This is a genomic window from Streptomyces sp. NPDC019531, assembly GCF_044903305.1.
Classification (GTDB): Bacteria; Actinomycetota; Actinomycetes; order Streptomycetales; family Streptomycetaceae; genus Streptomyces.
Window position 1 is genome coordinate 1 of sequence record NZ_JBJDQL010000103.1, and the last position, 8,285, is coordinate 8,285.

General features: G+C 68.4%; 4 protein-coding genes. 1 reads left to right on the forward strand and 3 read right to left on the reverse strand.

The genetic code is table 11. The annotated features are described in order from the left end of the window. Positions 1-129 precede the first annotated feature (129 nt). Together ACI2L1_RS44630 and ACI2L1_RS44635 are read right to left on the reverse strand one after the other, a co-directional pair. Positions 130-1,881, reverse strand: a complete 1,752-nt coding sequence (locus ACI2L1_RS44630) for a right-handed parallel beta-helix repeat-containing protein (protein ID WP_404745217.1) — start codon at positions 1,879-1,881, stop codon at positions 130-132. 206 nt (positions 1,882-2,087) lie between these two features. Beyond that, positions 2,088-3,101, reverse strand: a complete 1,014-nt coding sequence (locus ACI2L1_RS44635) for a LacI family DNA-binding transcriptional regulator (RefSeq protein WP_404745218.1) — start codon at positions 3,099-3,101, stop codon at positions 2,088-2,090. 181 nt (positions 3,102-3,282) lie between these two features. On the opposite strand from ACI2L1_RS44635, the gene ACI2L1_RS44640 reads away from it, so the two are divergent. After that, complete coding sequence (locus tag ACI2L1_RS44640) at positions 3,283-5,241, forward strand: hypothetical protein (protein ID WP_404745219.1); 1,959 nt, start codon at positions 3,283-3,285, stop codon at positions 5,239-5,241. A gap of 140 nt (positions 5,242-5,381) precedes the next feature. Here ACI2L1_RS44640 and tal read toward each other — a convergent pair. Continuing rightward, positions 5,382-8,285, reverse strand: a 2,904-nt coding sequence (gene tal, locus ACI2L1_RS44645; RefSeq protein ID WP_404745220.1) for a transaldolase, incomplete at its 5' end; no start/stop codon positions are given.

Consider the following 8,285-nt stretch of genomic DNA (forward strand, 5'->3'; position numbering starts at 1 on the left):
ACCCCCCGGCCCCCCCCACCAAACCCTCTCCCTGGTCCCCCAATCTCGGGCCCCTCGCGTCCCCCGCCGGGTGCGCCCGCCGCCGGGGGGGGGGGGGGGGGGGCCCCCCCCCCCCCCCCCCGCCGCGCTTCAGTCGGCGACCACGGTGGTGTTGAGGCCCTTGTCGTAGTGGTTGCGCGCGATCCGGATGCCCGAACTGCCGTGGAAGGCAAACAGCGGTGAGGTGTACGGCGGTTGGTCCGCCCCGTCCAACCGCCGGACGGTGTTTCCGGTGAAGGCGAACCCGCCGACACTCTTGGCGTTGACGACGGTGATGTCACCGATGTCGAACGAGTTGTCCTCGACCTTGATGTGGTGATGCACCGGGTTCGCCGGGTCGACGACCTGGTTGGTCGGCTCCACGAAGATCACAGGACCGCTGGGGCGGGTGAACGAGTTCCCGCGGATCGTCAGGTCGGAGACCGGCCCGGACTCGTACCACTGGTAGGCGTCGGCGGAGACGTAGATGCTGGCCATGGTCATCCCGTCGAAGCGGTTGCCGGTGATCAGGACGGGCTTGCGGGTGGTGACCAGCACGCCACGGGTCGGCACGTTGCGGAAGACGTTGCCGGAGATGACGACCGACGGGGTGGCCGTGGTGTTCTCGACGACGGTGCCGCCGATCTCGACCCCGGCGGGAACCGGCCGGTCGAAGGTGACGGTCATCGTGGTCAGCGGCTTCGTGTGGTCCATCCCGCTGGGCCCGTCGACCGCGGTGACCTTCGCGTGCGCGTCCGCCAGCGGGGTCATCGTGGTCTTGGTGGTGAACTCGACCTCGTCCCCCGGGGCGAACTGCGGGAATCCGGCGGTCTGCGGGTGTTCGTAGGCGAGGGTGAGCGTGTTCGGCCCGGGATTCCCGACGACCTCCAGATAGGTGCCGTGGATGTTGATCGGGTCGTCGTGCGGGCCGTCGAAGACACTCCGGGTGATCGAGACCTTCCCCTTGACGCCGGACATCTGCACGAAGTCCGCGAACGAGGCCGTCGAGCGGCCGGACTTCGGATCGGGCGCGAAGTTCACCTTGTCGATGGAGATGTTCTCGCTGAACTGCCCCACCACGCCGAAGGATTGCAGGTAGTAGGCGTTCATCGAACGCAGCGTGACGTTCTTCGACTCCCAGATGAAGGCGCCCGGCTCGGTCCGCTCGATCAGACGCATCTGGTAGACGAGCCCGGCGTCCGCCGGCTGTGCCGCGGTGGTGTAGTCGATCCGGATCCGGCGTCCGCCGAGGTCGGTGACCGCGGCGACGTCGTTGAACAGCGGGTTGTCCGCGCGCCAGGACCGCTGCGCCTTCGGGTCGTGGATCTGCGTGTACTGGAGTCCGTCGACGCCCGACCAGTACGGCTGCCCGGTGGCCGGACTGGTCTCACCCAGCCATGTGATGTGCGTGCCGTTCACCTGGTACGGACTGCCGGCCGGGATCTTCAGGACACGGTAGGCATGACCGCCGCTCACACCGGTGTCGGCGACGGTAGCGTCGATGACCTCGGGCGCCGCGTAGTCGAAGGAGAAGTTCGTGAAGGTCACGTTGGTCGAGCGGATCGACGCGAACGCCGTCTGAAGGCCGTGGTAGACGAGCTTGGCCCCGCCGCCGTCGATGGTGACGTCGTGCATGTCCTCGACGAGCAGCCCGATCTTCTTGTCCCGGTAACGCTGGTCGGCGCCCACGGTGTTGGACACGTACAGCTCACGCGTCTCGGCACGCTCGGGATAGAGCTGGTAGGTCCCTTTCGAGAAGACGACCCTGACCGGCCGGTCGACGCTCTTGGCGTGCCGCAGCGCCGCGGTGACGGCGGGCGTCGAGTCCGTCCGGCCGGTGGGGTCGGCTCCGTAGTCATCCACGTCGACCACCACCGGCGCTCTCGGCGCCGCGGCGACAGGGCCGGCGGCCCCGCCGAGCAGCGCAAGCGCCAACCCAAGGAAAACGAACCGAGACATAGTCCCTCCGGGGCATGCGTGAGCGATGAAATACCCGATGAATTGGGGGACTTACCGCCAAGACTCCGGCCGGAACCCCGTGCAGAGTCTGCATAGCTCCGATGTCTGGGTCAATGGTGTGAACCAGTAGTGCCACCCGGCGCCGCCGTGCTCGCGCGGATCACCAGCTCGGGGTCGAAGAGGAGTTCGCCGACGGGGACGTCTCGGTTGCCGACCAGGGCGAGGATGCCGCGTGCCACCTCCGCGGCCAGGCGGTCGGCCGGCTGTCGGACCGTGGTGAGCGGGGGGTCGACGAAGTCCATGATCATGGAACCGTCGTAGCCGACCACCGATACGTCACCCGGGACGTCGTACCCCTGGCGGCGCGCTCCGCGGATAGCGCCCAGGGCCATGTAGTCGCTGGCGGCGACGATGGCCGTGGCGCCCCGGCCGAGGAGCGAGATCGCGGCGGACTGCCCGCCCTCGACGGTGTAGGACTGCCGGACCACCCACTGCTCCGGATCGTCGATCCCGCGCTTGGCGAGCGAGGAGACGAAGCCGCTGACCCGGCGGTCGGCCGGGCGGTTGCCGACCGGGCCCGACGCCATGCCGATACGGCGGTGCCCGAGCCGGTGCAGATGGTCCACGGCGAGTTCGGCGGCCAGCAGGTCGTCGGTGGAGAACACCGGCACATCGCCCACGCCCTCGAACTCGCCGTTGACGCCCACGAACGGAATCCTGCGCGAGCGCAGCAGTTCGTACGCCGCCGGGTCCGCGCCCTCGATCGTGTTGCTGGCCGACAGGAAGACGACGGCGGCCACGCCCCGGTCGGCCAGCGAGGTCACGAAGTCCAACTCCTGCACTCCACCGGGGAAGCACGGGCACAGGATCGTCTTGAGGCCGTGCGGGGCGAGAGTGGACTCGATCCGTTCACAGACGTCGGCGAAGAACGGATTGGAGACCAACTCGGTGATCACCGCGATGAGTTGCCCCCGGGTCTGCCGCTCGTACCCGAGGTCGGCCATCGCCCGCTCGACCGCCTCACGGGTCCTGCGCGACACACCCTGACGCCGGTTGATGACACGGCTGACGGTGGCCTCGCTGACCTGCGCCCGCGCGGCGACTTCGGTGATGCCGACTTTCATACGGTTTCCTCCGCCGTTCCCCACAAGCTTGCAAGATTCAGGTGAAAACTTTCACTCAAGCCTGCCATCAAAAATAGCAGCCAGTCTGCGCACCTTGCAGGTTTCTCGCGCATGACCATTGAAGCGTCTCTCCGGCCCCTGTTAGCTTGCGGCCACCGCTCAGCCGCCCCCGGGAGACCCGATGAAGCCCTCAAGGCTCATGCTGCTCACCGCCGTTGCCCTGCTCGCGCCGATGGCCCCGGCGCTGTCGGCCCATGCGGCACCAGGTCCCGGGCCCCAACTCGCCCTCCCTGACCCCGGTTTCGAGAACGGCGGCACCGGCTGGACCTTCGGACCGGGCACCGGCGTGGGCACCGGCAATCACCACGGCGGCACCCGCTTCCTCTACCTCGACGCCGGAACCGGCAAGAGCGCCCAACTGACCGTCATAGCACTCCGCAACGGCAGCTACGACTTCTCCGCGTGGATAGGGAGCGCCGGCACCGGAGGCACGTACACGATCCGGCGCAACGGCGAGACCGTCGGCACCATCGACCTCCCGCAGCACGCCGGATATGCCCGATACACCATCAGCGATGTCGAGTTGAGAACCGGCGACCAGCTGGAGATCGCCTTCGGTTCGGGCACCTCCTGGGTCAACGCGGACGACCTGATGATCTCGCCCGCCGCGTCGGCCGACCCGAAGGTCACCTCGTCGAACGCCGAGGTCGCCGAGATGTTCGCCTGGGCCAAGAAGAAGGCCAACAGCTGGGCCCAACTGCCCGGCACGAACGGCCCGGTCAACGTGGACGAGTACCAGACCGGCGGCACCGGCACCGCGACCTACGGGCCCACCTACTGGGCCGGTTACGCCAACCGCAGCGCCTACTACTCCCGCGACATGACCCACCAACTCGCCGGCGCCCACCTGATCGGCCTCGACACCGCGAACGAGACCATGCTCCGCTCATACGCGGAGTCGGCCACCGCCGAGCACAAGTACTTCCCGGTGTGGTCCCTCAACTTCGACGCCAAGACGTACCTGAGCATCGACTACAAGAGCCCGGACAATTTCGTGCGCGAGGTGCCGGCCACCTTCGAACTCGTCGAGAAGGCGGCCCAGGCGTACCTGTGGACCGGCGACCGCCGTTACGTGGACGACCCGGTGCTGTGGGAGTTCTACCGGCACGCCACCGAGGACTTCATCGACCTGCACAACTCCACCAAGCCCAACGGCGAGGTGAAGGTCGCCGAGGGCACGGGCAAGGGAATCTTCGAGGGCGCCGCCAGCTACAACGAGCAGGACGGCGACGGTCTCGCCGAGGCCGGGGACGGTATCGCCGCGCAGTACCAGGCCTATCTGGCGATGGCCGTACTCGCGCGCGGCAAGGGCGACACCGCGCCGGCAAGGACGTACGAGAAGCGTGCCGCCGATCTGAAGGCCTACTTCAACGACGAATGGAGCGGCATCGGAAGCGGCGCCGACATGGTCCGCGCGTACACCACCTCCGGCGCCCCGGTCACCGGCTGGGGCAAGGAGAACAGCGTCTTCATGCCGATGAAGCAGATCATCGATCCCGGTCCGCGCAACGACGCGTACCTCGACTACATCCAGGCGCAGGAGCTGGGTCCGCAGGGTTCGCCCAACATCGAGTCGACGACGTATCTGCCGGACATGTTCTTCAGGAACAACCGCAGCGACACGGCCTGGTGGTGGATGAAGAAGATCTACGGCGAGCGGGACATCCAGCACATCAACTCCAGCCAGGGCCCCAACGGCGATTACCCCGAGGTGTCGTTCACCCTGGTCAGCCAGACCGTCGAGGGCCTGATGGGCATCGCACCGGACGCGGCGGACCACAAGGTGACCACGCAGTCACAACTGCCCTCCGGCATGAAGTGGCTCCAGGCGGCGGACGTACCCGTCGGCACGAGCACGATCACCGTACGGCACGACGGCACGACGAAGACCACGCTGACGAACAACGCCCGCACCGGTGCCTACCGTTGGGAGGCCCGCTTCCCCGGCGCACACAAGACGATCAAGGTCAACGGCGTCCCCCAGCACACCCGCACCAAGACGGTCGACGGCGTGACATACACGTACGCGACACCGACGGTACGGGCGGGGGCGACGGTGGTGGTGCGGGTGACCGACTGACGCAGACGGTCGAGAGGTTGCTGGAACTCTCACACCCCGGTCCCCGGCAGAGCGTGCGCAGGGCCCGGGGCGCAGCCGACGGACGCGGACGTCAGCCCACGTCGGTGGGTGATGGGCGGATCGTGCCGTCCATGGGAACGTCAGGCTCCGGAGCCGTGGGAGTGCGGCCGGGCCGCGCGGACCGCGTTCAGCAGGCTGTCCCAGGACTTCTGGAACTTCTGGATGCCCTCGGCCTCCAGGGACTGCACGACTCCGGCATACGAGATGCCGAGCTTCTCCACGGCGTCTAGATGGGCCCGGGCCCGGCCGTAAGTGCCCGCGATGGAGTTGCCGTTGATCTCACCGTGCTCGGCGGTCGCCTCCAACGTGGCCTCGGGCATGGTGTTGACGATGCCCGGCGCGACCAGCTCGGTGACGTAGAAGGTGTCGGGGTAGGCCGGGTCCTTCACCCCTGTCGAGGCCCACAGCGGACGCTGCTTGTTGGCGTGCAGCCGCTCCAGCACCGCCCAGCGCTCCGCGGACGGCGTCGACCCGTCGGCCGATCCGAACACCTCCTCGTACGCCTGGTAGGCGAGGCGGGCGTTGGCGACCCCGGCCTTGCCGCGCAGTGCCATGGCCTCCGGGGTGCCCAAGGCGCGCAGCCTCTTGTCGATCTCGGTGTCGACACGGGAGATGAAGAACGAGGCCACGGAGTGGATCTTCGAGAGATCCAGGCCGCGAGTCCGGGCCTTCTCCAGGCCAGCCAGGTAGGCGTCCATGACCTCGCGGTAGCGCTCCAGCGAGAAGATCAGCGTGACGTTGACGCTGATACCGAGGCCGACGACCTCGGTGATCGCCAGGAGACCTGCCCTGGTGGCCGGGATCTTGATGAGGGTGTTCGGGCGGTCCACGAGCCAGAAAAGATGCCTGGCCTCGGCGACGGTCGCGTCCGTGCCGTGTGCGAACCGGGGCTCGACCTCAAGGGAGACCCAGCCGTCCTGGCCGTCGGTGGCATCGAAGACCGGGCGCAGGATGTCGGCGGCATCCCGGACATCCGCCGCGGTGATCATTCGAACGGCCTCGGAGACCGTCACACCACGCAGGGTCATGTCGTGGATCTGCTCGGCGTACTCGCCCCCGTCGCCGATCGCCTGTTGGAAGATCGTCGGGTTGGTGGTGACACCGACGACATGTCGCTTCTCCACGAGCTCGGTCAGGTTGCCGGACGTGATCCGGCCGCGGGAGAGATCGTCCAGCCAGACCGAGACGCCTTCGCCGGAGAGGCGCTCAAGCGGGCCGTCAGTTGCGGACGGTGTGCCTCCCGGTGTCCCGGACGTGAGCGATTCCCGGGCGGCGGCGGCCACGGCGTCGGCGGTGAGACCGAACTCGCGGAAGAGGACGCCGGCTTCGGCCGAGGCACCGTAGTGCTCCAAGGAGAGGACACGTCCCGCGTCGCCGACGTACTTGTGCCAGGTGAGGCCGATGCCCGCCTCGACCGCGACTCGGGCCTTCACGGCCGGCGGCAGGACGCTGTCCCGGTACCCCTGGTCCTGCTCCTCGAACCACTCCACACACGGCATCGAGACGACCCGCGTCGGCACCCCCTCGGCCTCCAGCTGCTCGCGCGCCTCGACGGCCACGTGCACCTCGGAACCGGTCGCGATCAGGATCACCTCCGGGGCCCCGGTAGAGGCCTCGAACAGGACGTAACCGCCCCTGACCGCGTCCTCGTTGGACTCGTACACCGGTACCCCCTGACGGGTCAGCGCCAGCCCGTGCGGGGCACCCTTGCCGAACTCCTTCGTGTACCGCTTGAGGATCTCGCGCCAGGCGATCGCGGTCTCGTTGGCGTCGGCCGGGCGGACCACGTTCAGACCCGGGATCGCCCGCAGCGAGGCCAGGTGCTCGACCGGCTGGTGGGTGGGGCCGTCCTCGCCCAGACCGATCGAGTCATGCGTCCACACATAGGTCACCGGCAGGTGCATCAGCGCCGACAGACGCACGGCGTTGCGCATGTAGTCGGAGAACACCAAAAACGTGCCGCCGTAGATACGGGTGTTGCCGTGCAGCGCGATGCCGTTCATCTCCGCGGCCATCGAGTGCTCGCGGATACCGAAGTGGATCGTGCGCCCGTACGGGTCCGCCTCCGCCAGCGGATTGCCCGCCGGCAGGAACGAGGAGTTCTTGTCGATCGTCGTGTTGTTCGAGCCGGCGAGGTCGGCGGAGCCGCCCCACAGCTCGGGCACCACGGCGCCCAGCGCCTGGAGGACCTTGCCGGACGCGGCCCGGGTGGCCACCGACTTGCCGGGCTCGAACACCGGGATCGCCGACTCCCAGTCCTTGGGCAGCTCACCCGCGGCGATCCGGTCGAACTCCGCGGCCCGCTCGGGGTGGTTGCCGCGCCACTCCTGGAAGGACTTTTCCCACTCCGCGCGCGCCTGACGGCCCCGCTCCAGCGCCTGCCGCGTGTGCTCGATGACCTCGCCCGCGACCTCGAAGGACTGCGCCGGGTCGAAGCCCAGCACCCGCTTGGTCGCCGCGACCTCGTCGTCACCCAGCGCCGAGCCGTGCGCGGCCTCGGTGTTCTGCGCGTTCGGCGCCGGCCAGGCGATGATCGAACGCATCGCGATGAACGACGGCTTGTCCGTCACCTGCTTCGCGGCCTCGATGGCGTTGTAGATCGCGTGCGGGTCCAGATCCCCGTCCGGCTTCGGGGCGATCCGCTGCACATGCCAGCCGTACGCCTCGTACCGCTTGACGGTGTCCTCGGAGACCGCCGTCTCGGTGTCGCCCTCGATCGAGATGTGGTTGTCGTCCCACAACAGGACCAGGTTGCCCAGCTTCTGGTGGCCGGCCAGCGAGGACGCCTCCGCCGAGATGCCCTCCTGGAGGCAGCCGTCACCGGCGATGGCGTAGATGAAGTGGTCGAAGGGGGAGGTGCCCTCGGCGGCCTGCGGGTCGAACAGACCGCGCTCGTAACGGGCCGCCATCGCCATGCCCACCGCGTTCGCCACCCCCTGCCCCAGCGGACCGGTCGTGGTCTCCACACCCCGGGTGTGGCCGTA

Bases quoted from the DNA above. Each gene is read 5' to 3' on its own strand.
- ACI2L1_RS44635 (WP_404745218.1), bottom strand. From the start codon at position 3,101: ATGAAAGTCGGCATCACCGAAGTCGCCGCGCGGGCGCAGGTCAGCGAG.
- ACI2L1_RS44640 (WP_404745219.1), top strand. From the start codon at position 3,283: ATGAAGCCCTCAAGGCTCATGCTGCTCACCGCCGTTGCCCTGCTCGCG.